Raw genomic sequence first — 26560 nt, 5'->3', positions numbered from 1 at the left:
GCCGATTCGGAGACCCCACGTGCCGAGCCAGAAAGCTCTGATCCGCCGACCCGGCCCTCGCCTCGCCGAGGGCCTGGTGACGCATGTCGAGCGCACGGAGGTGGACGTCGATCTCGCGGTCGAGCAGTGGGAGGCGTACGCGGAGGCCCTGCGCACGCACGGCTGGGAGACCGTCGAGGTGGACCCGGCCGACGACTGTCCGGACGCCGTGTTCGTCGAGGACACCGTGGTCGTCTGTCGCAACGTCGCCCTGATCTCCCGTCCGGGCGCCGAGTCCCGGCGCGGCGAGACCGCCGGGGTCGAGGAGGCCGTGGCCCGCCTGGGCTGCTCGGTGAACTGGGTCTGGGAGCCGGGCACCCTCGACGGCGGTGACGTCCTCAAAGTCGGCGACACGGTGTACGTGGGCCGCGGCGGGCGCACCAACGCGGCCGGACTCCAGCAGCTGCGGGCCGCCTTCGAACCGCTCGGCGTCCGTGTGGTCGCCGTGCCCGTGAGCAAGGTGCTGCACCTGAAGTCGGCGGTCACCGCACTGCCGGACGGGACGGTGATCGGGTACGAGCCCCTGGTGGACACACCGTCACTTTTCCCCCGTTTCATGCCGGTGCCGGAGGAGTCCGGCGCGCACGTCGTGCTCCTGGGCGGCGGCAAACTGCTCATGGCGGCGAGCGCCCCGAAGACGGCGGAGCTGTTCGCCGACCTCGGCCACGAACCGGTCCTCGTCGACATCAGCGAGTTCGAGAAGCTCGAAGGCTGTGTGACATGTCTCTCGGTGCGGCTTCGGGGTCTGTATGCCTGACGGGTGAACAGAACACCCTGACGCCGCCGGGACCTGGGCATCCGGAACGGTTCGGGCATACGGCGGGGAGCACGCTCCCCTCGGGACACCCCCGCTGATCAGCGGTCTTTACGACGAACTTAACCTACGGCTTCGTAACCTACGGAGTCGTAGCCTACGATGCCGTAGGTTCCGTCCCCGCTCGCTGTACACGTCCCCCTGGAGCACCCGTGACGATCACTTCTCCCCACCTCGCAAGCCCGTCGGCCGCCTGGACCGACGCCCGCCTGCTGTACGCGCTGGAGGAAGTGGTCGAAACCGAGCTCAACCGCCACCTCAAGGTGGCCAAGGACTGGATGCCGCACGAGTACGTGCCCTTCAGCGACGCCCGTAACTTCCCCGGCATCTTCGAGGACGGCGAGGCCTGGGACAAGGAGCAGTCCAAGGTCACCGAGATCGGCCGGATCGCCCTCGTCGTCAACCTCCTCACCGAGGACAACCTGCCGAGCTACCACCACGAGATCGCCACGCTCTTCGGCCGCGACGGCGCCTGGGGCACCTGGGTGCACCGCTGGACCGCCGAGGAGGGCCGGCACGGCATCGTGATGCGCGACTACCTGCTCGCCTCGCGCGCCGTCGACCCCGACAAGCTCGAGGCGTTCCGCATGGCGCACATGAGCGAGGGCTTCGAGTCGGACAACCGCCACTCGATGCTGCACTCCGTCGCGTATGTCGCCTTCCAGGAGCTGGCGACCCGCATCTCGCACCGCAACACCGGCCACCAGTCGGGCGACCCGGTCTGCGACCGCATGCTGGCGCGCATCGCGACCGACGAGAACCTGCACATGGTCTTCTACCGCAACCTCCTGAAGGCCGCGTTCGAGCTGGCCCCGGACCTGACCATGCAGGCCGTGCGCGACGTCGTCGTCAACTTCCGGATGCCCGGTCACGGCATGCCCGGCTTCGAGCGCGCCGCCGCCCAGATGGCGATCGGCGAGGTCTACAACCTGCGCATCCACCACGACGACGTGATCCAGCCCGTGCTGCGTCACCTGAAGGTCCTGGAGATCGACGGCCTCGGCCCCGAGGGCCTGCAGGCCCAGGAGGAACTCGGCTTCTTCATGGGCGGTCTGGACGCGGAGGCCGCGAAGTTCGACGAGAAGCTCGCCGCCCGCAAGGCCCGCATGGCGGCCCGGGCGGCGGGCTGACGCCTTCCGCTCCCGCGGACTCCCGGCTCACGGTCGTGCCCCGGCACGGCCGTGAGCCGTGGTTTTTCCCGGTGCGGACGCGCGCGTCCCTCGGGCATCATGCGGCCATGCATGACGACAGCGCGCCGGACGGGCCGGTCGGGTTCCTGCTGGGGCTGATCGAGGACGAGGACGCCGCACGGGTGCGGCGACGGATCGGCCGCCCGCAGCCGGCCGCCCCGCAGGCCACTCCGGGCTGGAAATCCCTCGGCGCGCCGCGCGCCCACTCCTCCTGGTGGACACAGACACCCGTCCCGTCCTCCGTGCTGCTGTGGGTCCTCCAGGAGGACGACCCGGAGCTCAACGCCCTCGTGTGGCGGCACGTCTCGGCGGACGACGCGATGCGCCGGGCGATCGTGCACGGGATACCGCACGGCCCCGGTCGCACCCACGCCGTGGACGTGGCCGAGCCGTTGAGCCGGAACGACGAACCTCCGGTGCCCCGAGCCTTCAGCCTGTTCGGTCTCGTCGGCGCGCTGCGCGCGGCCACCGCGATGAAGCCGGCCAGGCAGGCGGCCTCCATGGTCCTCGGTACCCCCGGCTGGCAGGCGGTCGCCGGGGCGGACGCGGAGCGCCCTCTGCCGGGTTACACCCGCTGGGCCCTCTCCGTACGTCCCGACTGCCCGCCGGAGCTGCGTGCCCGGTTCGGTTCGCACGCCAGGTTCACCCACCGGCTCAGGCAGTCCGGTGTCATCGACGGACCGGCGCGGTACGCGACCGAATGGCGCCCGGCTGACCGGGTCCTGCGCGTGCTCTCCCTGGGCCGGACGCTGTTCCCGACACGGCTTGGTGAGGCCGAGGACGCCCTCCGGCCGCTCGTGCGGGACCATCTGGGCGGCAGGGAGGACGCCTGGGCGGTCCTGGCGCAGCTGGTGGGGAACTACCACGGGACCGTTCCCGAGCTGGTCGTCATGGCCGGCGCCATCGCCTGAACCGGGCCCCGCCGGGCGGGCCTTGGCGGACCTGCCGCGCGGGCGGAGCGGGTGGCACGCGGGCGGCCGCCGGCCGAGAAAGGGGGGCGGGGCGGCCGGATTCGAACCGGCGTGTTCCGGTTCTGGAGACCAGTGCGCCTGCCTCTGCGCTACGGCCCCGCCCTTGGCGCCGAGCTTAATGCCTTGGCCGTGTGTCAGTGGGACCTGGTACCAAGGAGGCACGGGGGAAGATCGGACACGGGGGCGGGCATGGCGTACGGAGAGCGCGGGCGGCGGCCGGTCGTCGACCTGGCCGACCGCAGGGCACTGGAGCGGTTCCGGCCGGCCGACGCCGAGACCGTCGCGGAGGCACGTCGGCTCAAGGAGGCCGCCCTGCTGGACTTCGGACTGACGGAGTCGGCGGTCGCCTCGTGGCTGTACGCGAAATGCCACCACCAGCTGGCGACGACGGCGGTGGACACCGCGGCCGTGGTGGCCTCCGGGGACGGCTCGTGCCTGCTGCTGTACAACCCCGACTTCTTCGTCCGCCTCGGCCTGGACGGCGTGAAGTTCGTCCTCTTCCACGAGGCCCGCCATCTGATGCAGCGCCATCTCTTCGCCGATCCCGAGCTGCGGGCCGACCCCGTGTTCGAGGTGGCCACCGAGGTGTCGGTCAACCATGTGGCGCTGGTACGGCTCGGCGGCCCCGGGCTGCCCCTCGTGGACGGCCGGCCGACCGGCGTCGACCCGCGCGCGGTGCACGCGTCGTACCGTGCGGACCTGCTCGCGCAGGAGCTGGAGCCCGTCTCGTACGAGGACTTCACGCGGACCGACATGACGGTGTACGGCGAACTGAAGCGCATGCGACAACCGCCCGTCCTGGCACCGTCGTTGTGCATCCACCTGGAGTGCGCGGTGCCCGCCGACCAGGGGACCGTCGACGAAGTGGCCTCGTCGGCACTGCTCAACGCACTGCTCGCGGCGCGCCGCGGTCATGCGAGTGCCGAGCAGGAACTGCTGGACCTGATGGGCCGCACCGAGGACGGCTCGGCGCGGACCGCGAAGATCTGGGGGCAGCTCGGCGCCGGTGTGCTGCGCGGCGAGACCGTCGCGACGCGGAAGATCGACTGGTGGCAGCGCTGGCTGGTCGATGTACTCGGCTCCAGACTCCGCGACGGCGAGCGGCTGGTGTACCCGAAGAAGCGCGGTGCGCTGCTCGCCGCGCTCGGTCAGGACCCGATGCTGTCGCGGCGCGGCCCCGTCCGCGACAAGGTCCTCGCCATCGCCTACGACACGTCGGGTTCCATGCCCGACAGGGTGGTCGAGTGGCTCACCGACCTCGTCGGCAGGATCGACGGGGTCGAGGCGCACTGGCTGTCCTTCGACGCGGTGGTCATGCCCTTCGAGCCGGGCAGCCGCGTGCTCGGCGGAGGCGGCACCAGCTTCCAGGCCGTCATGGACTACGTGGAGGGCCGCACCGAGGTCGGCGGCCGGCGCTTCGAGGCCCGCCCGGACGCCGTGGTGATGCTCACCGACGGGTACGCGCCGCCGATCACGCCCGCCGAGCCCGACAAGTGGATCTGGCTGATCACCGAGGGCGGCAGCGAGTGGCCGGACAGCCACACCCCCGCGATGGCCTGCCATCGCGTCACGACCGGATCGTGGTAACCCACCAGCACAGGACCAGGACTGATGACGACTGCCACCCATCCCGACCCCGGCTCCGCCGACCGCACCGTACCCGCGCGCTCGGCCGTGCCGGCTCCCGTGGACTCCGGCGTGCCCGCGCCCACGCCTTCACCCTCGTCCTCGCCCTCGCCCTCGCCCTCGCGCCTGGAGTCGTTCATCGACGCGATGATCGACATGGGGCAGACGGGCCAGATCTTCGGCGAGCACGGCATCGGGAAGACGGCGACGTTCTTCTCGCACATCGCGCGCGCCCACCCGGACACGACGCTGGTCTACGTGCCCGCGGCGAACCTCACCCCGGACGATCTCCTCGTCAACGCGCCGGTGCGGGACCCGCGGACCGGCGAACTGGTGCTGCGGCAGCTGGTGATGAGCCAGCTCAAGCCCGGCAAACCCTTCGTGCTGCTCATCGACGACTCGCTCCAGGCCGGTGAGACGATCCAGTCGCAGCTGATGCAGATCGCCTGCAACTGGACGCTCGGTGAGCACGATCTGCGCGCGCTGGGCTGCGTCGGTGTCTTCCTCACGGACAACGAATCGCTGGCGGAGACCTCGGCGCGGCGCAGCGACCTCGCGCTGCTGGACCGCATGGTCACCATGCGGATCACCGCGAACGACACGTCGTGGCGGCGCCATCTCGCGGCCAAGTACCGGGCGTGGGACCTGGCTCCGGTCTTCTCCCTGTGGGCGTCCCTGTCCCCCGCACTGCGTGAATCCCTGTCGCCGCGCACCCTGGACCACGTCCTGGCCTGCGCCGAGGAGGGGTTCCCGCTCCGCTGGGCCCTGCCGCTGGTGGGCGGCGAGCGGCTGCGCCTCGTCGAGCCGCGCGCCGACGGCACCCCGGGTCAGAACCGCACGGCGGAGATCCTGAACCGGATCGCCGAGTACGTCGGTGTGTCCAACCCGGCCACGCTCCCCGACCCCGTGCGTCAGGTGGTGCGGGCCGCGCTGCGCAACCGCTGGACCGTGCTGCTCCAGGGCCCGCCGGGCTGCGGCAAGACGGAGCTCGTGCGGGAGACGGTGCGCGACGGGCTCGGCCGGGAGCCGCTGTACTTCTCGCTGCCCGTGACCAATGTCGAGGACCTGTGCGCTCCGGTGCCGTCCGCGGACGGCACCCTGGACAACCTCCTCGCCGCGAACTTCACCGGTCCCGAGCCGAAGGCCATCGTCTGGGACGAGTACAACCGCCCCAAGGACAAGGCCGCGTTCGCCAAGCTGATGGAGATCACCCAGGAGTGGTCGCTCGCGGGGCGCCGGATCGAGAATCTGCGGGCCCAGATCGCGGTCCAGAATCCGCCGTACCACCTGGGCCGCAAACTCCTGGTCTCCCGCAACAACATCGCGCAGGCCAGCCGGTTCACGGTCTCGTTGACGGTGGAGCCCGAGGACATCCCGGCCAACGAGTGGCTGCTCGCCCGTTACGGCGCCGACGCCGAGACCGTCCTGGAGTGGTGGAAGCACGACATCGACGACGATGGCCGCGCCTGGATCACCAAGCGGACCCTGGAGCGGCTCGTCAAACTGCACCGGCACGGACTGCCGTTGGAGATGGCGACGGTCTACCTGGGCGACGGCGAGTACGCGCCCGTGCCGCTGACGGCGCTCGTGGACCGGCTGCGCGGCCGTCCGGTGACCGGTCTGCGGGAGCTCGCGCGCGAGGCGGACGCCTGGGAGGCCCGGCTGCGCCGCGCGGCGGACCGCTCGGACGAGGGGGCCGACGACAGCGACGTCGTCCACCAGATCCTCGCCAACGCCGAGCTGTCGCAGCTCAAGAAGCACCGCGCGGTGGTGGCCCGGCTGGTGCCGCTCCTGCCGCCGAAGCTGCGCGCCACCTACCTGGTCGGGGCGACGGCGGATCAACAGCGGTTCTGGACGGGGATATTCGTGTCGATGAGCCGCTGAGCACCGGCCGGGCCGGTGCTCACCACTCCGCCTCCCGGTAGTCCTTCAGGAACACCCCGGACACGGGCGCGCCGGCCTCGCCGCGCACGATCGGGTCGTACACCCGGGAGGCGCCGTCGACGATGTCCAGCGGTGTACGGAACCCGGCCCCCGCGATGCGTTCCTTCTTGGGGGCGGGGTTCTCGTCGGTGATCCATCCGGTGTCGACGGCGCACATGTGCACGCCCTGCTCGGCCAGTTCGGCGGCGCTGGTGCGCGTGAGCATGTTCAGGGCCGCCTTCGCCATGTTCGTGTGCGGATGGCCCGCCGTCTTGTTGCGGACGGCGAAGCGGCCCTCGACGGCGGTCACGTTGACGACGTAGCGGCGGGGGTGCGGCGAGGCGAGCAGCAGGGGCAGCAGTCGGTCGCAGAGCAGTGCCGGGGCGAGCGCGTTGACGAGTTGCGTCTCCAGGACCTCGGCCGGGTCGAGTTCCCCCAGCCGCGCGGACCAGGAGTTGTCGGGTGAGGGATCGGGAAGGAGCCCGGCCTCGTCGGCCTCGCGCAGGATCACCGGCAGGGCCGACGGGCCGCCCTCCAGGGCCGCCATCGGTGTGAAGCCCGGTGCCGCCCGGACGCCCTCGGGCAGCCCGGGGCGCTCCCCGGCCGCCAGCAGCGCGTAGGACTCGGGGGGACGGCGTACCGTCTGCGCGGCGTTGTTCACCAGGATGTCGAGCGGCTCGCCCTCCTGCCTGAGCTGCTCGCACAGGCCGAGGACCTGTCGTGGGTCTCGCAGGTCGACGGCCAGCACGGTGAGCCGGTCGAGCCATGTGGCGCTGCCCGGTTCGGCCCGGAAGCGGCGCACCGTGTCATGCGGAAAGCGGCTGGTGACCAGGAGTTCGGCTCCGTCGCGCAGCATCATCAGGGCCAACTGGAAGCCGATCTTCACCCTGCCTCCGGTGAGCAGCGCGCGGCGGCCGCTCAGGTCGGTGCCGAGCGTGCGCCGGGCGGTGTTGTCGAGGGCGCAGTCCGGGCAGAGCCGGTGGTAGAAGGAGTCGACCTGTCGATAGGGCGTCTTGCAGACGTAGCAGGCACGGGGCCGGACGAAGACACCGGCCGAGCCGTCGGAGGTGAGCGGCGCGTCCTCCCTGCGGTCGAGCGCGCCCATCGCGGTGGCGGCCATCACGGCGGCGTCGGCGGCGGACAGTTCGGCGCCGCGCGCCTTCCGTCGCCGGGTCCGGCCGTCCCGTGCGAACGAGGCGGCGACCTGTTCGGCCCGCAGCCGCACCGGATCGTCGACGGGCAGCGCGCGCAGCCGCCCGACCGTGCGGTGGAACCCCGCCAGTTCCTCGTCGGTGATCCCGCCGCCGTCCATGTGTTCCCGCCCCGCGTGTCCTGCGTTCCGTGTGGTCCCGGCCGGATTCGAACCGGCGTATCCGCCTTGGCAAGGCGGCGAGTCTGCCTCTGCTCTACAGGACCCCGTGTGCGCTCGTCCCCTTCCGGGGACTGCCCCGTCCCCGGCCGTGTCCGCAGGCCTGGCGCCGCGGCCCGTGGCGGAGGACGCCACCCGGACGACCGGATTCGAACCGGCGTATCCGCCTTGCCAAGGCGGCGAGTCTGCCTCTGCTCGACGTCCGGGCGCGCCCTCCGGATCCTAACCACAACGGCGCCCGGACAGCGCACCGATGAGCGGGCCTGCCCGCCCGGCGGGCCGCGGCCTCGTGCGGACCCGCCGAACGCGTCCGGGGTCGTGCGGCCGCACAGGCGACGGGCCGTCTTCCCGTCGCTGTCCCGTGAACCGGGGCGGCACGACAGGATTCAGCCAGCGGGCCACCCATTCCCTCGTCGCATGAGTCAGCTTTTGTCAGTTTTGATCAGCATCACGATGCCCCCCAGGATGTTCCCTTCGGGCCAATTCCCCTGCAGAGTGAGGTCGGATTTGGCATAGCCTGCTGGCTGACCGTCCTCAGGCCCGCCGGCCGCGGGCGTCGGCCATAAGCTGACGCGACGGGTGGCAGGGGTGGGTCCGTCATCGGTGTGCACAGTTCTGCGGACGTCGGCAGGCACAGCGCGAGGAACTCCGGCACGTCGCCGAGGAGTCCCCGCACGTGAGGTTCTTGGGGAGAACAGTGCGCAAAGCGAAGGTCATGCGTCGCCTCATCGACGAGCTCGTCGGCGACCTCGATCTGCCGGTGCCGGCGGAGCCGGATGATCTGTTCGTCGCCCTGGTCGATCTGGTGAGCAGGCGGACGGGACGGGAACTCGTGCTCCTCCAGGAGGAGTTCCCGTACCGCACGGCCAGCGGCCTGTGGCTCGACCTGCCCGACCGGGACGTCATCGTGGTCGACAAACGGGCCACCCCGCTGCACAGGCTGGCCATCTTCTTCCACGAGGTCTGGCACATGCTGGACGGCGCGTGCGGCCATCACGCCCCGGGCGGGACCGTGGCCACCGGGCTCCTCCCGGCGCGCGCCGACCTGCCCCGGCTCGACGAGACGGTGCGCAGGGTGGCGGCGCGTACCGAGTTCGACCACCGCGAGGAAGCCGCCGCGGAGAAGTTCGGGCTGCTGGCGGTCACCCGGTTCCGCGTCTGGCTGGAGGGGGAGCCCGATGGCACGCCTCCCGACCGCGGCGACATCGCCGGGCGTATCGACGCATCACTGGGCAACCGGCGCCGGAAGGCCTGAGCCGTGGACTCCTCGGACTACTACATACCGGCCGCCGCCCTGTGGCTGTGCCTGGCCGTCAAGCTCCCCGCGCTGCTGAAGGCCTGGCGCGACCCGCTCGTACGGACCGTCTGCCTGGTCATCGCCCTGGGAGGCGCCGGTTTCGTCTTCGCCGCTCCCCCGACCATTGCCGCCGTGAACCGCATCAGCGGTGTACCGAACGCCTCCAGCCTGCTGGTGTACGTCATCATCAGCACGTTCAGCGCCTCCTGCCTGCTGCTCATCGTCCACTGGCGCGGCGGTCCGCCCGAGTACGTCCAGCGCGTCTCCCGGCGCTGGCGGATCGGCTACATGCTGGTCATCACCGCTCTGGTCGCCCTGTTCCTGCTCGGTGACGCCCCGGTGGAGCGCCGTACCGACTTCGACACGTACTACGCGTCGGCGCCGTTCATCGGCGAGATGATCCTGCTGTACCTGCTGGCGCACATGACCGCCGCCCTCGTCACCACCGTGCTGTGCTGGCGCTGGGCCCTCCAGGTCCACGGGTGGCTGCGCGCGGGCCTGTGGACCCTGTGTCTCGGCTGGCTGCTGAACCTCTCGTTCAGCTCCCTCAAGCTCGCGGCGGTGGCCGCCCACTGGAGCGGCCAGGACTGGGACATGCTGAGCACCACCCTGTCCCCGCTCTTCTCGGCGCTGGCCGCACCCTGCGCCACCATCGGGTTCCTGCTGCCGCTGATCGGGCCCAGGACGGCCGCGGCCGGACGTGCCGTCGCCGCGTACCGCCGGCTCGGGCCGCTGTGGAGCGAACTCAGCAGCGCCTCACCCCGCTCGTCGCTTGCCGCGCCCATCCCCTGGTACGCGTCTCCGCACGTGCACCTGACCCGGCGTGAGGCCGGCATCCAGGACGGGCTGAGCCTCGTCCGGCCCCACCTCGACGACGCGGTCCGCGCCTGCGCGCGGTCGACCGCCGAGGCCGCCGGGAGCAGCCGGGAGGAAGCCGATCTCGTGGGCCTCGCCGCCATGGTCTCGGCGGCGGCCCAGGCCACCCGCCTCGACCGCGCGCAGACCCCGCTCGTCCCCGGCGACTCCGCCGTCGCGGCGGTGCGTGCGTCCCTGGTGGGCGTCTCGCGCACGCTGCGCACCTCACCCGTCGTCGCGGCGGTGCGTTCCGACGCCGCGAAGTCGTCGCCCCTCTCCGTCGAGGACGGCGAGAAGTCCCCCACATGACCTCACGAGTCGGCACGGCCCCCTCCGACGCCGGTGTCCTGTCCGACCCGCTCCGCTCCGGTGCCCCGTCCGAGCCGGGGGACTCATCGGTGCCGGGCGTCCCGCCGACGCCCGGCGCCCTGGGCCCGGACCGCCCGGCCTGCACCCCGGAGGGCCGGTAGGCGGCGGACGGCGGCGTGCTGTTCCGCGTGCCGAGTGCTGCTCCTCGTGCCCGCCCCCGACGGCGGCTGAGAGCCGGCTCCTCGAACCGGCCGGCCCCGCCCGCGCCGGCTGACCGCGCGGGGCGGGCGACCTGGCGCGTCCGGCGGGAGTGCCAGGTCCCACGGCCGACTCGACGTAATCCCAAGGGGACTTGACCGGTTCCTCACCGAATGCCCCGATGACGCCTCAGGGGAAAGCCACAAGTGCGCGTGGTGTGGGTCATCCCGATGTGTACACGGCCTCTCCAGCCTGATCATGAGCCCTGTACGGACCGAAGGGACTGGTGACGATGGCCCGAGCAGGAGGCGGCACGTCCGACGACCTCCCGTGCCCGGGCCCGGCGACACCGCACGGAGACGGCGCCCTCTCTCCCGCCCGCGACGCACGGGCTCTCCTCCCGCCGACGCGATGTCCGCCCGCTTCCGCCCGCGACGGCCGTCACCGTGACGGACATCATCCGCACCATTCCGAACTCCTGCGCCCCTGCTGGCGTTTACTGCCTTCCAGGGGCCTTCACGGCCGAACGGCCGACAGAGAGGGTGCTTCCGCCAATGCCTGAGAGAACGTCCGGTCCACGGCCGTCCGCGCTCGTGATCGGAGGAGGGACGACCGGCATGCTCGCCGCCGCCGTGCTCTCCGACCTCGCGCACGTCACGGTCGTCGAGACCGACGTCCTGCCCGAACAGCCCGCTCCGCGCAAGGGACTTCCGCAGGCCCGCCACGCCCACGTGCTGTGGTCCGGCGGCGTACGGGCCCTGGAGGACCTCCTGCCCGGCGTCACCGAGGAGCTGATCGCCCGCGGCGCCCGCCGTGTACCGATCATGTCCGGCATGGTCAGCAAGGCGCCCTCCGGCCAGTGGTTCCGGCGGTTCGGCAACTCCCACCACGTCAACATCGTGTGCAGCCGCGACCTGCTCGACGCCACGATCCGCGCCGCCGTGCTCCGAAGGCCCGGGCTCACGGTGCGCGAACGGACCGAACTCGTCGGCCTCGAAGGCAGCACCGACCGCGTGACCGGGGCGCGCGTACGAGGTCCCGAACAGGAGGAGACCCTCACGGCGGACCTGGTCGTCGACGCGAGCGGCCGGGGCAGCCGCGCGCCGGTCTGGCTCACGGAGCTCGGTCTCCCGCCCGTACGGGAGAAGGTCGTCGACGCCGGAGTCGGTTACGCGAGCCGGATCTACCGGGCGCCGGCCGCCGCCGGGGACGACTTCCCCATCGTCAACGTCCAGGCGGACCCGACGCGGCCGCCGGGCCGCGGCGGCATCATCCTTCCCATCGAGGACGGCCAGTGGCTCGTCACCCTGGCGGGCACCAGGGGAGGCCAACCCAGCCGTGACGCCGGTGAGTTCGTCGCATTCGCCCAGTTGCTGGCGCATCCCGTCATCGGCGATCTCCTCGCGAAGGCCGAGCCCCTCTCCGACGTGGTCACCACACGGAGCACGGCCAACAAGCGGCGCTACTTCGAGAAGATGCCGGTCTGGCCGGCCGGGTTCGCCGTGCTCGGCGACGCCGTCGCCGGGTACAACCCCGTCTACGGGCACGGTCTGACGGCCGCGGCGCAGAGCGTCGTCGCGCTCCGGCAGGTGCTGGCGGACCACGGCCTGGCCTCCGCCGGGACGGCGCGACGGATTCAGCGAAGTGCCGCGCGCCCCGTGGGTCAGGCCTGGGATCTGGCCGTGGGCCAGGACGCCTTCTATCCGGGCGCCACCGACGAACCGCCCAGCAGGGCCGAGCGCTTGGCCGCCGCGTTCATCGACCGCGCCGTGGATGCCGGCGCACGCAACCCGCACGCCCTGCGGGCGCTTCTCGACGTGATGAGCATGGAGCGGGCTCCGGCCCGTCTGCTCGCCCCCGACATGCTCTTCCGCGTCCTCCTCGGCAGGAAGAAGCCGCTGCTGGACGCTCCCCCGCTGACGGATGCCGAACGGCAGGCGGCCGGTCTCTGATCACGCCCGGGCGGCGCGGCGCCGTACAAGAGGAGGCGCGGCGACAGTCGTGCCGGTACGCCGGGCAGCGCGTCCGCTCCCTGGTGGACGGGTCGCCGTTCACTCCCGGGTGCGCCGGAGCCCGAGGCGTTCCTTCTCGGAGAGGCCTCCCCAGACGCCGAAGCGTTCGTCGTTGCTGAGCGCGTAGTCGAGGCACGCGGGGCGCATCTCGCACATCGCGCAGATGCGCTTCGCCTCGCGCACCGAGCTGCCCGGCTCGGGAAAGAAGAAGTCGGCCCCGGTCTGCGCACACAGGGCCTGCTCCTGCCAGTCCAGGTCGGCCGCGGTGATCGTTTCCAAGTGCATGGGCATGATCGTGCCGCGGGACGAAAAACGTTCGATCAACGCGGGATCAACGACTCGTTCCAAGGCACCTGGCGGCCTTTGATGATGGCCCCGTACGGCGTGAAGAGCACGGCGGCGCGCGGGGCCGGCGGCGAGCCGCACGAACTTCGAGGAGCCGTCCACGGCGGCGGAAGGAGCCGCCCGTAGCCCGGCGTGCGCGTCCCGGCGGCGATTGTCAGTGGGCGGTGCCAGACTCGGCAGAGCAGGCAACGGGACCCCTCAAAGGAGGGCATGATGCTCACCACCCGTTTCGTCACCGGCGCCCCGAACTGGCTGGATGTCGGCACATCCGACATCGACGGCGCCACCTCCTTCTACGAGGGCCTCTTCGGCTGGCAGTTCCAGTCGGCGGGGCCCGATGCCGGGGGCTACGGCTTCTTCCAGCTCGACGGGAAGACCGTGGCCGGCGGCATGCAGACCACCGCGGAACAGGGCCCGCCCTCCTGGACCGTCTACTTCCAGAGCCCCGACGCGGAGGCCACGGCCAAGACGGCCGAGCAGTCCAAGGGCGCCGTGCTCGTGCAGCCCATGGACGTGATGGGCGAGGGCCACATGGCGATCCTCGCCGACAAGGCGGGCGTGCCGTTCGGCCTGTGGCAGCCGGCCCGAACCAAGGGGCTCGACCTGGCCGGTGAGCCGGGCTCGCTGTGCTGGGTCGAGCTGTACACGCCGGACATCGCGGCCGCCGCGGCGTTCTACGACTCGGTCTTCGGATGGGAGACCTCGGCGATGCCGTACCCGGGCGGTGTCTACACCTGCATCAACCCCGCGGGCACCGAGGAGGAGGCGATGTTCGGTGGCATGGTGCCGCTGGCCGACGATCCCACCGAGGCGGAGTCCGGGGCGTACTGGCTGCCGTACTTCGAGGTCGAGGACACGGACGCCGTGGTGAGCAGGGCCCAGGAGCTCGGCGGCAAGGTGCGCATGCCCGCGACGGACATGGAGGGCGTGGGCCGCATGGCCAAGCTGGCCGACCCGTACGGGGCACGCTTCGCGGTGATCAAGAGCGCTCCGCAGCAGACGTGACGGCCGCGTCGGGAATCCCGTCGGGCCCCGGCGGCTCCGGCGCGCCGCGAGCGGGTCCGTCGGGGCCCGACGCGTCGACGGCCCCCTGGGCTTGACGGGTCGGTCCCGGTGGGACCACCGGGACCGACCCACCGACCCACCGACCCACCGACCCACCGACCCACCGACCCACCGACCCACCGACCCACCGACCCACCGACGTCAGCCGAACCACACCTCGGCGACGGATTCGGCGAGTGCGACGGCCTGGGCGTGGCCGGCGCGGGCGGCGGCCGGGCGGCGGGAGTCGTCCAGCATGTTGCGGCCCATCGCTCGGCGGGCGGCGCGGTCCGGCACCAGGAGGCTCACCCGCGCACCGTGCCCCGCCAGTTGGGCCGCCTGGAGCCCGGCACTCGGGTGCGGGCCCACCGCTCGCGGAATCGGGGCGACCGCGACGACGCGCCGGTGGTCGCGGGCGAGGTGGAGATTGGCCGTCGAGCGGCTGCCGCCGTCCATCCAGCGGCGGCCCCCCGCGGTGACCGGCGGCCAGACCACCGGCACCGCGCAGCTCGCCGCGACCGCTTCGAGGAGCGTCAGGCCCGAGGAGGCGTCGAAGGCCTCCAGACTCCCGGTCCGCGCGTCGACCGCCGTGATCCTCAACTCCCGCTCGGGCCATCGCCGTACGTCGCCCAGCAGGGTGCCCACCGTGTCGTGGACCACCGACTCGGGGCCGGTGCGCGCCGTCAGCGCGGCCCTGCCGAGGCGCTGGACCGACCGCCGTGGATCGCGCGAACCCAGCGCCGCCCACAGGAAGCGTGCCGTCTGTCCCCAGGTGACACCGACGTCGACGGGGTCGGCCCCGGCGAGCTGCCCCCCGTACAGCTCGCCGGGGCCGACGCCCGAGGTGAGCCGGGCCGCGTGGACGGCGCCCGCGGAGGTGCCGATGACGGTGTCGGCGCCCGACACGTCGACTCCGGCCTCGGCGAGCCCGGCCAGCACACCGGCCATCCATGCTCCGCCGACCGCCCCGCCGCCGCCCAGCACCAGTGCCGTGTCCGCCATCACCGCTCCTCGTCCACCCCGGGCGGAGAGTGCTCCCCAAGCGGGGAACGCCTCCCAAGTGGGGAGTGCTCCCCACTTCTCCGGTCGACGATAACATCAGTACCGGGGAGTGCTCCCCGGTACTACCGAAGGGTGAGGTCATGACCGTCGACGGGAAGGGACCCGGTGCGGCACGGCGCAGCGACGCCCGGCGCAATCGGGAGCGGCTCGTCGAGGCGGCGCGCGACCTCTTCGCCGAGCAGGGCCTCGACGCGCCGCTCGACGTGATCGCCCGTCGGGCCGGCGTCGGCAACGCCACGCTCTACCGGCACTTCCCGAGTCGTGCGGCGCTCGTCGACGAGGTGTTCGCGGACGCCCTCACCGCCACCATGGCTGCGGGCGAACGGGCCCGCACCGCGGCCGACGCCTGGACGGGGCTGGTGGACTACATGGAGTCCGTCTTCGCGGGGCTGGCCGCCGACCGCGGCGCCATCGACCTGATGACCACCGGCCTGGAGGGCGTCACCACGCTGGAGGCCGTCCACGCCCACAACCGGGAGACGGTGGACGCGCTGCTGCGACGAGGCCGTGAACAGGGCACGGTGCGCGGCGATCTCGGCACCGAGGACCTCCTCTTCGCGCTGGCCGCGCTCGGCCGTGCCGTCCCCTCGTTGGCGGCGACCGCACCGGACGCGTGGCGCCGCCCCCTCGCGCTGCTCCTCGACGGACTGCGCGCCTCGCCCGCCTCCGCGCCGCTGCCCGAGCCGCCGCTCTCGGCAGGCCAACTCGACGACGTGCTGCGGAAGCTGGGCCCGCACCGGCAGTGACGCGTACGGCAGCGGGGTCCGTCACCAGGGCCGCGCGATGATCCCGGGCGCCCGCACCCGACACCACGTCCGGCAGGGCCCGGGAAGCGGGCGCCGCCCGGATGCGCACGAGGACCACGCGGAGACCCGTCGCACCAAGGCGGCCGGCAGGACTACGCGGAGGCCCGTCGCACCAAGGCGGTCGGCAGGACCATGCCGCCGGACGAGTCCTCCGGTCCGGGCTCGGTGACATCGCGGTCGATGCGGCGCAGCAGCAGCCGGGCCATCAACCGTCCCATTCCCTCTATGTCCTGACGGACCGTCGTCAACGGCGGTTCCGTCTGTTCGGCCACCGCCAGCATGTCGTCGAAGCCGATCACGGCCACGTCGTCGGGCACCCGCCGCCCGTGCTCGCGCAGGACGCGCAACGCCCCGGCCGCGGTCAGGTCGTTCGCGGCGAACACGGCGTCGACGTCGGGGCAGCGCTCCAGCAGTCGACGCATCGCCCGCTCGCCGCCCGCGGGCGTGAAGTCGCCCTCCACGACGAGCTCCGGACCGGCGTCGGGCATGACGTCGCGGAACCCGTCCAGCCGGTCGACGGCCGACGTCTGGTCGAGGGCACCGGTGATGTGGGCGATCCGCGTGCGCCCGAGGCCGACGAGGTGCCGTACGGCCTCGCGGGCTCCGCCCCGGTTGTCGCAGTCGACGTACACGGCGGGCACGGCGTCACGGGGGCCGTCGCCCCAGCCGGGCCGGCCGCCGAACACCGTGGGCACGCCCGCGCCGTGGATCAGGCCGGGCAGCGGGTCGTCGAGGTGCAGGGAGAAGACGAGGGCGCCGTCGACGTGTCCCCCGGCGAGATAGCGGCCGACCCGTGCGTGATCGTCGCGGCCCTCGGTGAGCAGCAGCACGAGCTGTGAGTCGTGCGCGGTCAACTCCTTGCTGATCCCGCGGAGCTGGAGGGCGAAGAAGGGGTCCGCGAAGACCCTGGTCTCCGGTTCCGCGATCACGACGGCCACGGCGTCGTGGCGCCGGGTGACGAGACTGCGTGCGGCCTGGTTCGGCACGTAACCGAGTTCCTCGACGGCTCGTCTCACCCGCTCGGCGAGCGGCTCCCGCACGCCGTCACCGCCGTTCACGACGCGTGACACGGTGGCCCGGGAGACCCCGGCCCGCTCGGCCACGGCCTCCAGCGTGGGGCGCGACGCTGTCCCGGTCACCTCTGGGCACCTCCTCGGCGGTTGCGGATCAGGATAACCGCGCCGCCGTGGCACGGTGCGAGCGCTCCGCGATCACTCGGATCGGCCCGCGTCCGGAGTCCCCACGGCACACCCGAATCGGCCTCGGCGGCGAGGTGGACCCACCTGAGCCGAGGCGCCCAACACCCCCGCGACACGCCCGCATCCGGGCCGGTCCGAGGCCCCAACACCCCTGCGTCACCCGTGGATCGGCCCGACCGAGGCCGGGGACGCGTCACCGCGCGCGAAACCGGTTGCGCCCGTGCCCGCGGCGGGCCGAGGATCGCCTCATGACCATGAGAAAGGCCCATGACGCCTGACCGCCCGGCCACCCCGCTGGCTCCCTACGCCCGGCTTTCCCGCGCCCACCGGGACCTGAGCGTCCTGCACAGTACGGTCGACGCCTTCGGCCGCGCGCACTGGCTGCTGTCCGGCGATCCGACCGCCGGGCGCCGCGCGAAGCCGTACGACGCCGTGGTCGTCACGGTCGAGGACGGTCTGCCCCACGAGACCCGGCTGGGTCCGCTGCGCGCCCGGTTCCCGTTGCTCGACGCCCTCCCGGACGGCGGATTCGTCGTCGCGGACGCCCGCAGCCGCCCCGGCGACGAGCAGGTACAGGTCCTCGACGCCCTGGGACGCCCCTCGTGGACGTTCCGCGTGGGCGACGCAGTGGAGCATCTGCTCACCGACGAGAGCGGTGACCTGTGGGTGGGCCACTTCGACGAGGGCGTGTACGGGGACGACGACCTCGCCCGGCCGGGTCTGCGGCGCTGGAGCCGGACCGGGGAGCCTCTCTGGTCGTACCACCCGGTGCACGGCGGCGGTGAGATCAGCGACTGCTACGCACTCAACGTCGGGGCCCGTTCGGCATGGGCCTGCGCCTACACCGACTTCGCCCTGCTGGAGATCGCTCCCGGACGGGAGGCGAGAGCCCGCGCGAACCAGGTCTCGGGAGCGCAGGGACTGGCCGTGCACGCCGGCAGGGCGGCCTTCGTCGGCGGCTACGGCGACGCACACGACCGGCTCGTGGTCGGCCGCCTCACGCACGAGGACTTCGTCGCCGTCGAGGAGCGCCGGCTCGTCCGCCCCGACGGAAGCCCGCTCGGCCGTCGCCGGATCGTGTCCCGGGGCCCCCGTGTGTACGTCCAGGAAGAACCGTTCACGGAGTGGACGGTGTTCGACCTCGACGCCTTCTAGGGCCCCTCCTCGAACGGATCCTGCCGGTCGGGGCCGGCCGGAACTCCCGTTGCCCCTTGGCGGCAGCTGCGTCGGGCACCCCGGCGAACTGCTCGGCCACCGCAGCTGGTTTGGCGTCACGGCGGACGGCACTCGGACCGCCGTGGCTGACCTCACCGGCGACGGCGGCCGGGGTGCGCAGCAGCCCATGAGCACCCTCGCGGGCGAGGAACGGTGCCGGACCCGGCCCCGGATCCCGTGCGCGGCGTCTCCTAGTGCTCGTGCGCCGTGTGCTCGTGGGGGTCGTACCCCGGGATGGTCCCGTCCGTCTTCTTCACCAGGAACAACCCCACCATTCCCATGTCGGAATGGCTCTGGACGTGGCAGTGGTACATCCAGGCCCCGGCGCCGACGCCCTCCCCCGCGATCACCTGGAAGCCGAAGGAGTCCGCGGGACCGACGATCTTGTTGTCGACGACCCGGCTCGGATCGTCGGGGCCGGTCAGCAGGCCCGTACGGTTGTCGGCCCAGCGATGACCGTGCATGTGGAACGTGTGGTAGTACTCGCCGTGCGTGATCATGACGAACTCCACGCGGTCCCCCACCGTGGCCTCGAAGTCGGGGCCGGAGTGGGCGGGTCTGTTGTTGATCGTCATGTCGTTGAAGACGATCGTGAAGGTCCGGTCGGGGAGGATGTCGCCCTTGCGGCGGACGATGACGGGGCCGTAGAGACCCTTGCGGATGCCGCCGGTTCCGTGTTCCGTGCCGACCACGTGGTCGTGGTAGTGCCAGTAGCCGGCGCTCCCGGGACGCCAGGTGCCGTCCTTGCGGCGGCCGGGTGCGTGGGTGCGCCAGGTGTAGGTGCGGGTACCGCCCGGCTCGACGTCGCTCCTGTTCAACTTCGTGCCGTCGCTGGAGACTTCGTAGTCGAGGCCATGGACGTGCAGGCTCGCCGGCACGTCCATGGTGTTCTCGAACTCGATGTGCAGGGTGTCCCCCTCGTCGAGTTCGATCAGCGGCCCCGGCACCGAGGCCTTGCCCTTCTCCAGGCCGTACCCCATCTGCCCGTCGGCGAGTTTCTCCGCGTACAGCTTGATGTGCCGGACCTCGCCGCCGGCCGGAGCGGTCCGCACATCGTCCGCGGCGCTCACGGCTCGTGGAGCCGCCGACAACGATGTCGCGGCGGTCGCGACCGCCGCCCCGCCGAGCAGCATCCGCCGGTTGAAACCGCGTCGGTCCATGCCGAACTCCCCACCCTGGTACGGAATTTACTGAGGCGAACCTGTGAGACGGTAGCCGCACCATCGTCGTTTATCCACAGTCAGGACAAAGTTCGTTGAATCGCGGTCATACCTATTGGCGGGCCGCGAAAAGAGGTCTAGCTTCCTTGGCGTTTGCTGTGACCGACGAGGAGTGGGTGACCACATGCGGCTCACATCGCATCAAGAGCCATCAGTCCTACGAGGGTTGAGCGCGAAAAGACGCAGAAGCAGGCGCCGGGCCTGGGCGTCGGCGCTGGCCGCCGGGGCCGTCGTCGCGGGGGCGCTCTCCGCGCCCGCCGCGAGCGCACGCCCGGCCCCGGACCCGTCCCTGACAACGATGTCCATCAAGTCGCCCCCGGGCGGCGCAAATGTGCGAGTGCTGATCTTCTACGGTTCGGCGGCGTCCGGGGACGAGTCACCGGTCGTGAACGCCGGCATCGAGGCCATCGAGAAGATCGGGCTGTCCGGCCCGGCCGCACAGCGCTTCAAGGTCGAGACGACGGACGACGCCTCGGTCTTCACCGATGACGCCCGGCTGGGCCGCTACAACGCCGTCGTCTTCCTGACCGGCGGCGGCGACGTGCTCGATCCCGAGCAGGAGGCCGGTCTCGAGTCCTACATGGAGGCGGGCGGCGGATTCGTCGGCATCCACGACGCGGCCCGCGCGGAGCCGTACTCGGACTGGTTCACCGGGCTCATCGGGGCCCGCCCGGCCGGTACCAGCCCTACTGACGTACAGCGTGCCACCGTCGAGGTGGGCGACCGGCAGAACCCCGCGACCAAGGATCTGCCGGTCCAGTGGAAACGCCCCGACCAGTGGCTCAACTGGGTCAAGAACCCGTCGGGCGACGTCCACACGGTGGCCCGGGTCCGCGAGTCGACGTACCGGCCCGGCGCGAGCGCCAACGGCTGGGACCACCCGGTGAGCTGGTGCCGGGACTACGACGGAGGCCGCTCCTTCTACACCGGGATGGGCGGCACGGTCTCCTCGTACGACGAGACCGACTTCCGTACGCACCTGCGCGGCGCCCTGCTCTGGACGACGCGTCTGGCGCAGGCCGACTGCAAGGCGGCGATCAACTCCAACTACAAGGCGGAGCGGCTCACCCAGCCCAACCAGCCGGGTCAGAACGACCAGATCGGCGAGCCGCACGGCCTGGTCACCGCCCCCGACGGCCGCGTCCTCTACATCGGCCGCGGTGGCGCCGACTCCTCCCAGCCCGTGATCACCGACTGGAACAACCCCGACGTCGGCAAGGGCAAGGGCGAGATCCACGTCTACGACCCGAAGACCAAGAAGGTCACCCTGGCCGGCGCGCTCACCGTGTTCGGCAACAAGGGCGGCGGCGACGAGCTGATCAAGGTCGAGGAGGGGCTCCTCGGCATCGAGCTCGATCCGCACTTCGAGCAGAACGGCTGGGTGTACCTGCACTACACGCCGCATTCCCAGATCAACCGCGACACCCAGATGGCCGAGCGCCGGGTGTCCCGGTTCACGCTCGACCTCGCCACGAACAAGCTCGACCTGAACAGCGAGAAGGTCCTCCTCAAGTGGCCGGTGCAGATCCACAGCTGCTGCCATGCGGGCGGCGGGATGGCCTGGGACTCCAAGGGCAACCTGTACATCGCGACGGGTGACAACAACTCCAGCCGCTTCAGCGACGGTTACTCGGGCAACAACCCGGAGCCCAACTACAAGGGCGTGTCGTTCGCGGACGCGCGCCGCACCGCGGGCAACACCAACAACCTCAACGGCAAGATCCTGCGGATCCACCCGGAGCCCGACGGCACGTACACCCTGCCGGAGGGCAACCTCTTCACCGGAAAGGAGACCGCGGAGGGCGGCGGCAAGACGCGCGGAGAGATCTATGTGATGGGCGTCAGGAACCCCGCCAGGATCTCCGTCGACAAGAAGACCGACACCCTGTACGCCGGCTGGGTCGGCCCGGACGCCGGGGCGCCGTCGACGACATGGGGGCCGGCGAAGTACGACACCTTCGCCGTCATCACCAAGGCGAGCAACCGCGGCTGGCCGTACTGCATGGGCAACAAGCAGCCCTACCGGGACCGCAACCTGCCCGATCCGACCAAGCCGCTCGGCTGGTACGACTGCGACCACCCGAAGAACGAGTCCCCGAACAACGACGGGCTCGTCAACCTGCCGCCGGTCACCGGGAACAACATCTGGTACTCGCCCCAGGGCGGCGCGCCGGACTACCCGCGCGACGCGAACGGCGTCCCGTCGTACAAGCAGGAGGAGGCCACCTACCTGCTGCCGTGGCTCAAGGGCGGCGGCCAGGCGGCCATGGACGGGCCCGTCTACCGCTACGACGCCTCGATCGCCGACTCCGGCAAGTGGCCCGCCTACTGGGACGGCAAGTGGTTCGTCGGCGACTTCTACGACTCCGACCAGCCCCGCAACGCGGTCCTCACCGACCCGAGGACGGCCGGGGACGGGGGCCTGCCCGTGCACTCGGAGTCGCTGAAGAAGATCGTGCCGATCGGCAACGACGGCATCAAGAACCTCATGGACTGGAAGTTCGGACCGGACGGCGCGCTGTACGTCCTCGACTACGGCCGCGGCTTCTTCACCTCCGACACCAAGTCGGCGCTGTGGAAGGTCACTTACACCGGCGGCGGTCCGACTCCGGCGGCCGGCCGGCTGGCCAGGAAGGCGGAGTGATGTTCGCACGACGAAGAACGGCACGTCTGTGGACGACCCTGGTGGCGTCCCTGCTGATGGTGCTCGGACTGACGTCGACGTCCGCGACGGCCGTGACGGCCGCCGTCGGGCGGTCCGAGGCACCGAAGGAGGCCGCCGCCCAGGTCCTCACCTGGACCGCCGGCGACGACATCACCCAGTACGCCTCGGTGCCGCAGACCGCGGTCGCGGGGCCCACCACGATCGTCTTCGAGAACAGCGCGGCGACCGGCAACACCACGGGGATGCCGCACACGCTGACGTTCGACGTGTCCGACCCGGAGTACAACAACGACGTCCCGCTCAACATCCTGGCCAACCCGAACGACGACCAGGGCGGCAGGCACACCGCCGAGGTGACGCTCACTCCCGGCCGTTACCGCTTCTTCTGCACCATGCCGGGCCACGAGCGGATGCAGGGCATCCTCGTGGTCACCGAGGGCGGGGGCTCGGACACCACGGCACCGGAGACCTCGGCGTCCGTGACCGGGGCGCAGAACTCCGCGGGCGCGTACGTCGGTTCGGCCACGGTCGCGGTGAGCGCGACGGACGCCGGCTCGGGCGTCGACCGGATCGAGTACGCGATCGGTGACGCGGGCGCCTGGCAGCCGTACACCACACCCGTGGTCGTCGACCAGGTCGGCACCCACAAGGTCCGCTACCGTGCCGTCGACAAGGCGGGCAACACGGCCGCCGAGAAGAGCGTGGACTTCACCGTGGTCGCGCCACCGACCGACGACACCACGGCGCCGGAGACCTCGGCGACGGTGAGCGGTGAACGCGACGCCGTCGGGGCGTACATCGACATGGCGACGGTCACCGTCTCCGCCTCCGACACCGGTTCCGGCGTCAACACGATCGAGTACGCCGTCGACTCGGGCGGCTGGCAGCCGTACACGGCGCCCGTGATGGTGCACGCGCTCGGTGCACACCAGGTGCGCTACCGGGCCACCGACAAGGCGGGCAACACGGCCGCGGAGAAGAGCGTCGACTTCACCGTGGTCGCGCCACCGGCGTCGGACACGACACCGCCGGTGACCGGGGCCACCGTGGACGGGACCAAGAACTCCGACGGCGCGTACGTGAAGAGCGCCGAGGTGACGGTCAGCGCCACGGACGAGGGCGGTTCGGGCGTCGCCGCGATCGAGTACTCGCTGGACGGCGGCCCCTATCTGGCCTACTCCGCACCGGTCGTGGTCGACCGGGTCGGGGCGCACACGGTGGCGTACCGGGCGAGCGACAAGGCCGGCAACACGTCCGAGGCACGGACCGTGAGCTTCACCGTCGCCCCGGGCGGTGGGGTGCCCCCGCCGAACTGCCCCGAGTACGACGAGCGGTCGACGGTGATCGTCGGATCGGTCGACTCGGGCGTGCCGAACCGGGTCACCGAAAACCGCTGCCGCATCAACGAGTTGATCGAGGACGAGAAGGAATGGACGTCCCAGGCGCTGTTCCTCAAGCACGTCAGGACCGTCCTCGACCGGCTCCTGAAGGAAGGGGTCGTCGACCAGCGCGAGTACAACAGGATCAACAGGGCCGCGAAGCAGTCCGGCATCGGCAAGCCGGGCCAGACGGAGGGCTACCGCAAGATCTTCGACGGCTCGACGGAGTCCTTCGCCAAGTGGGAGCAGGTGGGCGGCGGTTCGTTCGGGCTGAACGCGGACGGGTCGATCACCTCCGGCACCTCGACCGGCGGGCTCGGCATGCTGTGGTTCCCGCAGCGCAAGTACGGCGACTTCTCGCTGAAGCTCCAGTGGCGTGACGACGCACCCGGCACCGGCAACGCCAACTCCGGTGTGTTCGTGCGCTTCCCCTGGGTCCACGACCACCCGCAGGAGTCGCGCCCCGAGTGGGTCGCCATCGAGTACGGGCACGAGGTGCAGGTGCTCGACCGGCCCGACGGCGACATGTACAAGACGGGCTCGATCTACGGCTTCGACCGGGTGGGCCTCGCCGGTGCCGGCGTCACCCAGAAGGGCACCTGGAACGACTACGAGATCCGTGTGGTCGACCAGCACTACTCGGTCTACCGCAACGGCGTACTGATCAACGAGTTCGACAACACCGGAGGCCAGGAGTTCTATCCGCCGCGCTCGGACGACCCGGGCACGGACGGCCGGCGGTTCGCCTCCGGGTACGTCGGACTCCAGGTGCACAGCACGACCGATGTGATCTCCTACCGGGACATCCGGATCAAGGAGCTGTGAGGAGGTCCGGGGAGCCCGGATCCGCCTGAGCCGTTGTCAGCGGCGTGCGGCATGCTGTGATCAGCGGCAGCCGTACGCCGCTGACGACGGGGAGGTCTGTGTGTTCACGGGGATCGAAGAGGTCGACTGGGCGTCGATGGGCCATGCCTACACCGACTCGGCCACGGACGTGCCCGACCTGTTGTGGGGCCTGGCCTCCGACGACCCGGCCCGCCGCGACATCGCCCTGGACGGCATGTACGGCGCGGTGCACCACCAGGGCGACGTGTACGACAGCACGGTCGCCTGCATCCCGTTCCTCTTCGAGCTGGTCGAGACGCCCACGGTGGCCGATCGGGACGCCGTCGTCCGCCTGCTGCGCAGCATCGCGGGCGAGAAGGAACCCGACCCCGAGGAGCTGGGCGGCATCTTCGAGGACGAGGAGGAGGACGCCGCGTGGATCCAGCCGTTCCTCGACGCCTCGCGGCTGATCCGAGGGCGCGCCGACCTCTTCCTCGGACTGCTCGACGATCCCGACGCCGAACTGCGCGCCGCCCTGCCGGGCGCGCTCGCGCATCTGCACGCCGAGCCCACGAAGGTGTTCTCCGTCCTGCGTGACCGGCTGCCGGTCGAGACCGACAGCGAGGCCGCCCACGGCCTGGCGCGCGCCATCGGCACCCTGGCCGTCGACCACGCCGAGACGCTCGGCTCCCAGGCCGGACCCGTCCTGCGGGACGTCCTCGACCGCACGGCCGACCCGCAACTGCGCATGACGGTCCTCGCGCAACTGGCCCGCTGCGCCCCGGACCTGCTGCCGGACAACACCGCGGAAGCGGCTCTGGAGATCATGCGCCTGGCGTGCGAGGCGCGACACGGCGAGTCCGAGGAGGAGCCGGAGCCCGCACCGGAGCGGCCGCGCACCCCCACGATGGTGTCGTATCTGCGGGACCTGGAGGCGGCGCACCGCAAGAGCGTCGACGCCGACCGGGCCGACGATCTGCTGGAGGAGCTGCACCGGGCCCTCGGAGACCGCGTCGATGTGCGTTTCGACCTGCTGAACGGGCAGTTGTGCTCCCAGGACTGGGGACAGCGCGTCGCGGCGGTCCGCATGAGCGGCCTGCTGCTGACGGGCTGGCGCGCAGCGAACGACCTGCCGGTGACCCTGCTCGCCCGGCAGCTCGTGGAGGAGGAACCGGACCTGTCCGAACGAGCGCTGAACGAGCTGTCGTACGTGGCGCCGATCGCCCATGTCGTCGCGGAGATCCTCGCCGTCTGCGTGCGGGAGTGGGACGACGAGTGGGAGCCCGACGGCTGGGAGCGGACGCTCTACGGCAGGGCGCTGGCGGCGCTGGCGCTCCAGGGCGACGAACGGGCCGTGCCGGCGCTGATCGACGTCATGGCCGAGGGCGGCGACCCACCGGAGTATCTGGCCCGGTGGGTGAAGGCGATCGGGGCCGAGGCGGCGGCGCCGCTCGGCCCGGTGCTGCACCGCCGTCTGACCGCGCTCGCGCCGGGAGCCCACCGCGACAGGAGCCGTCTGATCGACGCGCTGGGCGTCATCGCGCCGGCCCCGTCGCTGGAGCTGCTCATCTCGATGCTCGGGGACGAGCAGGGCCGGCAGGCGCGCTGGTCGGCCGCCCAGGCTCTCACCCGGTACGGCCGTGCGGCAGCTCAAGCAGCGCCGCGACTGCGGGAGTCGGTGACGGACGAGGCCACCCCGACGGAGATCCGGCTGGACGCGGCCGAGGCGCTCTGGGCGGTGACCGGTGAGGCGGATCTGGTGCTCCCCGTCGTCCGTGACGGCCTGGACTCGACCCACTGGTACGGACGGTCGGCCGCCCTGCGCATCATCGGCGCGCTGGGCCCCGCGGGCGCCGCCCTGGCCCCGCGCCTGCGCGAACTCGCCGTCACAGGCACGGACGTGCCGGCGGCCGTGGCCCTGTGGAAGGTGACGGGCGACGTCGAAGCGGTCCTCCCGGTACTGCTGGACGAGTGGACGGCCACGCCCAGGAGCCGCCCGGCCGCGGCGGCCTGTCTCGCGGGGATGAGCCGGGCGGCCGCTCCCGCCCTCCCGCTGATACGCGCGGAGCTGGCCTCGCCCCGCCGCCACAACAACGACGGCACCACGGGCAATGTGCGCTACGACGTGGCCGAGGACGAGGCCCTGCTGAGGGACTGCCGGACGATCGAAGCGGCGTTCACGGCGCTCGACGGCTAG

The 26560-nt window shown here is 71.7% G+C and carries 20 protein-coding genes and 3 tRNA genes; 15 read left to right on the top strand and 8 right to left on the bottom strand.

What is annotated here, in order from left to right:
• Positions 1-19: 19 nt before the first annotated feature.
• From ddaH to ACSYGO_RS37755, 3 genes are all read left to right on the top strand, one after another.
• Positions 20-796: a dimethylargininase gene (gene ddaH / locus ACSYGO_RS37765; RefSeq protein ID WP_432177065.1), complete on the top strand. Its 777-nt coding sequence runs from the start codon at positions 20-22 to the stop codon at positions 794-796.
• A 209-nt stretch (positions 797-1005) separates the two neighbouring features.
• Complete coding sequence (locus ACSYGO_RS37760; protein WP_426678479.1) at positions 1006-1983, top strand: acyl-ACP desaturase; 978 nt, start codon at positions 1006-1008, stop codon at positions 1981-1983.
• A 107-nt stretch (positions 1984-2090) separates the two neighbouring features.
• Complete coding sequence (locus ACSYGO_RS37755; protein ID WP_460389405.1) at positions 2091-2954, top strand: hypothetical protein; 864 nt, start codon at positions 2091-2093, stop codon at positions 2952-2954.
• Between the two features lie 85 nt (positions 2955-3039).
• On the opposite strand, the gene ACSYGO_RS37750 is transcribed toward ACSYGO_RS37755, so the two are convergent.
• Positions 3040-3115: transfer RNA gene (locus ACSYGO_RS37750), tRNA-Trp, on the bottom strand.
• A gap of 88 nt (positions 3116-3203) precedes the next feature.
• Between ACSYGO_RS37750 and ACSYGO_RS37745 the strand changes: the two genes are divergently transcribed.
• Positions 3204-4601: a vWA domain-containing protein gene (locus tag ACSYGO_RS37745; protein WP_460389403.1), complete on the top strand. Its 1398-nt coding sequence runs from the start codon at positions 3204-3206 to the stop codon at positions 4599-4601.
• Between the two features lie 186 nt (positions 4602-4787).
• Positions 4788-6524 (top strand): P-loop NTPase family protein, encoded by a 1737-nt coding sequence (locus tag ACSYGO_RS37740; protein ID WP_460389812.1) that lies wholly within the window; start codon positions 4788-4790, stop codon positions 6522-6524.
• 19 nt (positions 6525-6543) lie between these two features.
• Here ACSYGO_RS37740 and ACSYGO_RS37735 read toward each other — a convergent pair whose 3' ends face one another.
• The 3 genes from ACSYGO_RS37735 to ACSYGO_RS37725 all read right to left on the bottom strand — a co-directional run bounded on the left by ACSYGO_RS37735 (position 6544) and on the right by ACSYGO_RS37725 (position 8138).
• Positions 6544-7875, bottom strand: coding sequence for an SDR family NAD(P)-dependent oxidoreductase (locus ACSYGO_RS37735; RefSeq protein WP_460389401.1), 1332 nt, complete (start codon positions 7873-7875; stop codon positions 6544-6546).
• Positions 7876-7907: 32 nt separating this feature from the next.
• Positions 7908-7979: transfer RNA gene (locus tag ACSYGO_RS37730), tRNA-Gly, on the bottom strand.
• An 87-nt stretch (positions 7980-8066) separates the two neighbouring features.
• Positions 8067-8138, bottom strand: a tRNA-Ala gene (locus tag ACSYGO_RS37725).
• A gap of 491 nt (positions 8139-8629) precedes the next feature.
• On the opposite strand from ACSYGO_RS37725, the gene ACSYGO_RS37720 reads away from it, so the two are divergent.
• From ACSYGO_RS37720 to ACSYGO_RS37705, 4 genes are all read left to right on the top strand, one after another.
• On the top strand, positions 8630-9187 hold the full coding sequence (locus tag ACSYGO_RS37720; protein ID WP_426678484.1) for a toxin-antitoxin system, toxin component: 558 nt from the start codon (positions 8630-8632) through the stop codon (positions 9185-9187).
• A 3-nt stretch (positions 9188-9190) separates the two neighbouring features.
• Positions 9191-10393: an MAB_1171c family putative transporter gene (locus ACSYGO_RS37715; RefSeq protein ID WP_426678485.1), complete on the top strand. Its 1203-nt coding sequence runs from the start codon at positions 9191-9193 to the stop codon at positions 10391-10393.
• Complete coding sequence (locus ACSYGO_RS37710; protein ID WP_460389399.1) at positions 10390-10554, top strand: hypothetical protein; 165 nt, start codon at positions 10390-10392, stop codon at positions 10552-10554. The genes ACSYGO_RS37715 and ACSYGO_RS37710 overlap by 4 nt, the downstream gene beginning before the upstream one ends.
• A gap of 591 nt (positions 10555-11145) precedes the next feature.
• Positions 11146-12543, top strand: coding sequence for an FAD-dependent oxidoreductase (locus ACSYGO_RS37705; RefSeq protein ID WP_460389397.1), 1398 nt, complete (start codon positions 11146-11148; stop codon positions 12541-12543).
• A 99-nt stretch (positions 12544-12642) separates the two neighbouring features.
• On the opposite strand, the gene ACSYGO_RS37700 is transcribed toward ACSYGO_RS37705, so the two are convergent.
• Positions 12643-12888 (bottom strand): WhiB family transcriptional regulator, encoded by a 246-nt coding sequence (locus ACSYGO_RS37700; RefSeq protein ID WP_095937834.1) that lies wholly within the window; start codon positions 12886-12888, stop codon positions 12643-12645.
• Between the two features lie 273 nt (positions 12889-13161).
• On the opposite strand from ACSYGO_RS37700, the gene ACSYGO_RS37695 reads away from it, so the two are divergent.
• On the top strand, positions 13162-13953 hold the full coding sequence (locus ACSYGO_RS37695; protein WP_426678560.1) for a VOC family protein: 792 nt from the start codon (positions 13162-13164) through the stop codon (positions 13951-13953).
• Positions 13954-14154: 201 nt separating this feature from the next.
• Here ACSYGO_RS37695 and ACSYGO_RS37690 read toward each other — a convergent pair whose 3' ends face one another.
• Positions 14155-14994, bottom strand: coding sequence for a patatin-like phospholipase family protein (locus ACSYGO_RS37690; RefSeq protein WP_432177069.1), 840 nt, complete (start codon positions 14992-14994; stop codon positions 14155-14157).
• 140 nt (positions 14995-15134) lie between these two features.
• On the opposite strand from ACSYGO_RS37690, the gene ACSYGO_RS37685 reads away from it, so the two are divergent.
• Complete coding sequence (locus ACSYGO_RS37685; protein WP_426678488.1) at positions 15135-15800, top strand: TetR/AcrR family transcriptional regulator; 666 nt, start codon at positions 15135-15137, stop codon at positions 15798-15800.
• A gap of 152 nt (positions 15801-15952) precedes the next feature.
• Here the strand turns inward: ACSYGO_RS37685 and ACSYGO_RS37680 are convergent, their stop codons facing one another.
• Positions 15953-16999, bottom strand: a complete 1047-nt coding sequence (locus ACSYGO_RS37680; RefSeq protein ID WP_432177071.1) for a LacI family DNA-binding transcriptional regulator — start codon at positions 16997-16999, stop codon at positions 15953-15955.
• Between the two features lie 327 nt (positions 17000-17326).
• Between ACSYGO_RS37680 and ACSYGO_RS37675 the strand changes: the two genes are divergently transcribed.
• The gene (locus tag ACSYGO_RS37675) at positions 17327-18214 is read left to right on the top strand and encodes an SH2 domain-containing protein (protein ID WP_460389394.1); all 888 of its coding nucleotides are present in this window, start codon (positions 17327-17329) and stop codon (positions 18212-18214) included.
• Positions 18215-18465: 251 nt separating this feature from the next.
• Here the strand turns inward: ACSYGO_RS37675 and ACSYGO_RS37670 are convergent, their stop codons facing one another.
• The gene (locus ACSYGO_RS37670) at positions 18466-19434 is read right to left on the bottom strand and encodes a multicopper oxidase domain-containing protein (RefSeq protein ID WP_432189100.1); all 969 of its coding nucleotides are present in this window, start codon (positions 19432-19434) and stop codon (positions 18466-18468) included.
• Positions 19435-19708: 274 nt separating this feature from the next.
• On the opposite strand from ACSYGO_RS37670, the gene ACSYGO_RS37665 reads away from it, so the two are divergent.
• The 3 genes from ACSYGO_RS37665 to ACSYGO_RS37655 all read left to right on the top strand — a co-directional run bounded on the left by ACSYGO_RS37665 (position 19709) and on the right by ACSYGO_RS37655 (position 26560).
• Positions 19709-22138, top strand: a complete 2430-nt coding sequence (locus ACSYGO_RS37665; RefSeq protein ID WP_460389811.1) for a ThuA domain-containing protein — start codon at positions 19709-19711, stop codon at positions 22136-22138.
• On the top strand, positions 22138-24363 hold the full coding sequence (locus ACSYGO_RS37660; RefSeq protein ID WP_460389393.1) for an OmpL47-type beta-barrel domain-containing protein: 2226 nt from the start codon (positions 22138-22140) through the stop codon (positions 24361-24363). Before ACSYGO_RS37665 ends, ACSYGO_RS37660 begins: the two co-directional genes overlap by 1 nt.
• A 100-nt stretch (positions 24364-24463) precedes the next feature.
• Positions 24464-26560 carry a HEAT repeat domain-containing protein gene (locus ACSYGO_RS37655; RefSeq protein WP_460389391.1) on the top strand — a complete coding sequence of 699 codons (2097 nt, stop codon included), beginning with the start codon at positions 24464-24466 and terminating at the stop codon, positions 26558-26560.

It is taken from the genome of Streptomyces krungchingensis (assembly GCF_054729265.1).
The sequence above is the reverse complement of the archived record's forward strand: the minus strand, read 5'-3'. Positions and strand labels throughout refer to the sequence as shown.

Excerpts from the sequence above, each read along its gene's own strand:
- ACSYGO_RS37695 (WP_426678560.1), top strand. The coding sequence starts at position 13,162 with ATGCTCACCACCCGTTTCGTCACCGGCGCCCCGAACTGGCTGGATGTC.
- ACSYGO_RS37675 (WP_460389394.1), top strand. The coding sequence starts at position 17,327 with ATGACGCCTGACCGCCCGGCCACCCCGCTGGCTCCCTACGCCCGGCTT.
- ACSYGO_RS37700 (WP_095937834.1), bottom strand. The coding sequence starts at position 12,888 with ATGCACTTGGAAACGATCACCGCGGCCGACCTGGACTGGCAGGAGCAG.
- ACSYGO_RS37755 (WP_460389405.1), top strand. The coding sequence starts at position 2,091 with ATGCATGACGACAGCGCGCCGGACGGGCCGGTCGGGTTCCTGCTGGGG.
- ACSYGO_RS37740 (WP_460389812.1), top strand. The coding sequence starts at position 4,788 with ATGATCGACATGGGGCAGACGGGCCAGATCTTCGGCGAGCACGGCATC.
- ACSYGO_RS37670 (WP_432189100.1), bottom strand. The coding sequence starts at position 19,434 with ATGGACCGACGCGGTTTCAACCGGCGGATGCTGCTCGGCGGGGCGGCG.
- ACSYGO_RS37745 (WP_460389403.1), top strand. The coding sequence starts at position 3,204 with ATGGCGTACGGAGAGCGCGGGCGGCGGCCGGTCGTCGACCTGGCCGAC.
- ACSYGO_RS37735 (WP_460389401.1), bottom strand. The coding sequence starts at position 7,875 with ATGGACGGCGGCGGGATCACCGACGAGGAACTGGCGGGGTTCCACCGC.
- ACSYGO_RS37710 (WP_460389399.1), top strand. The coding sequence starts at position 10,390 with ATGACCTCACGAGTCGGCACGGCCCCCTCCGACGCCGGTGTCCTGTCC.
- ACSYGO_RS37685 (WP_426678488.1), top strand. The coding sequence starts at position 15,135 with ATGACCGTCGACGGGAAGGGACCCGGTGCGGCACGGCGCAGCGACGCC.
- ACSYGO_RS37690 (WP_432177069.1), bottom strand. The coding sequence starts at position 14,994 with ATGGCGGACACGGCACTGGTGCTGGGCGGCGGCGGGGCGGTCGGCGGA.
- ACSYGO_RS37705 (WP_460389397.1), top strand. The coding sequence starts at position 11,146 with ATGCCTGAGAGAACGTCCGGTCCACGGCCGTCCGCGCTCGTGATCGGA.
- ACSYGO_RS37660 (WP_460389393.1), top strand. The coding sequence starts at position 22,138 with ATGTTCGCACGACGAAGAACGGCACGTCTGTGGACGACCCTGGTGGCG.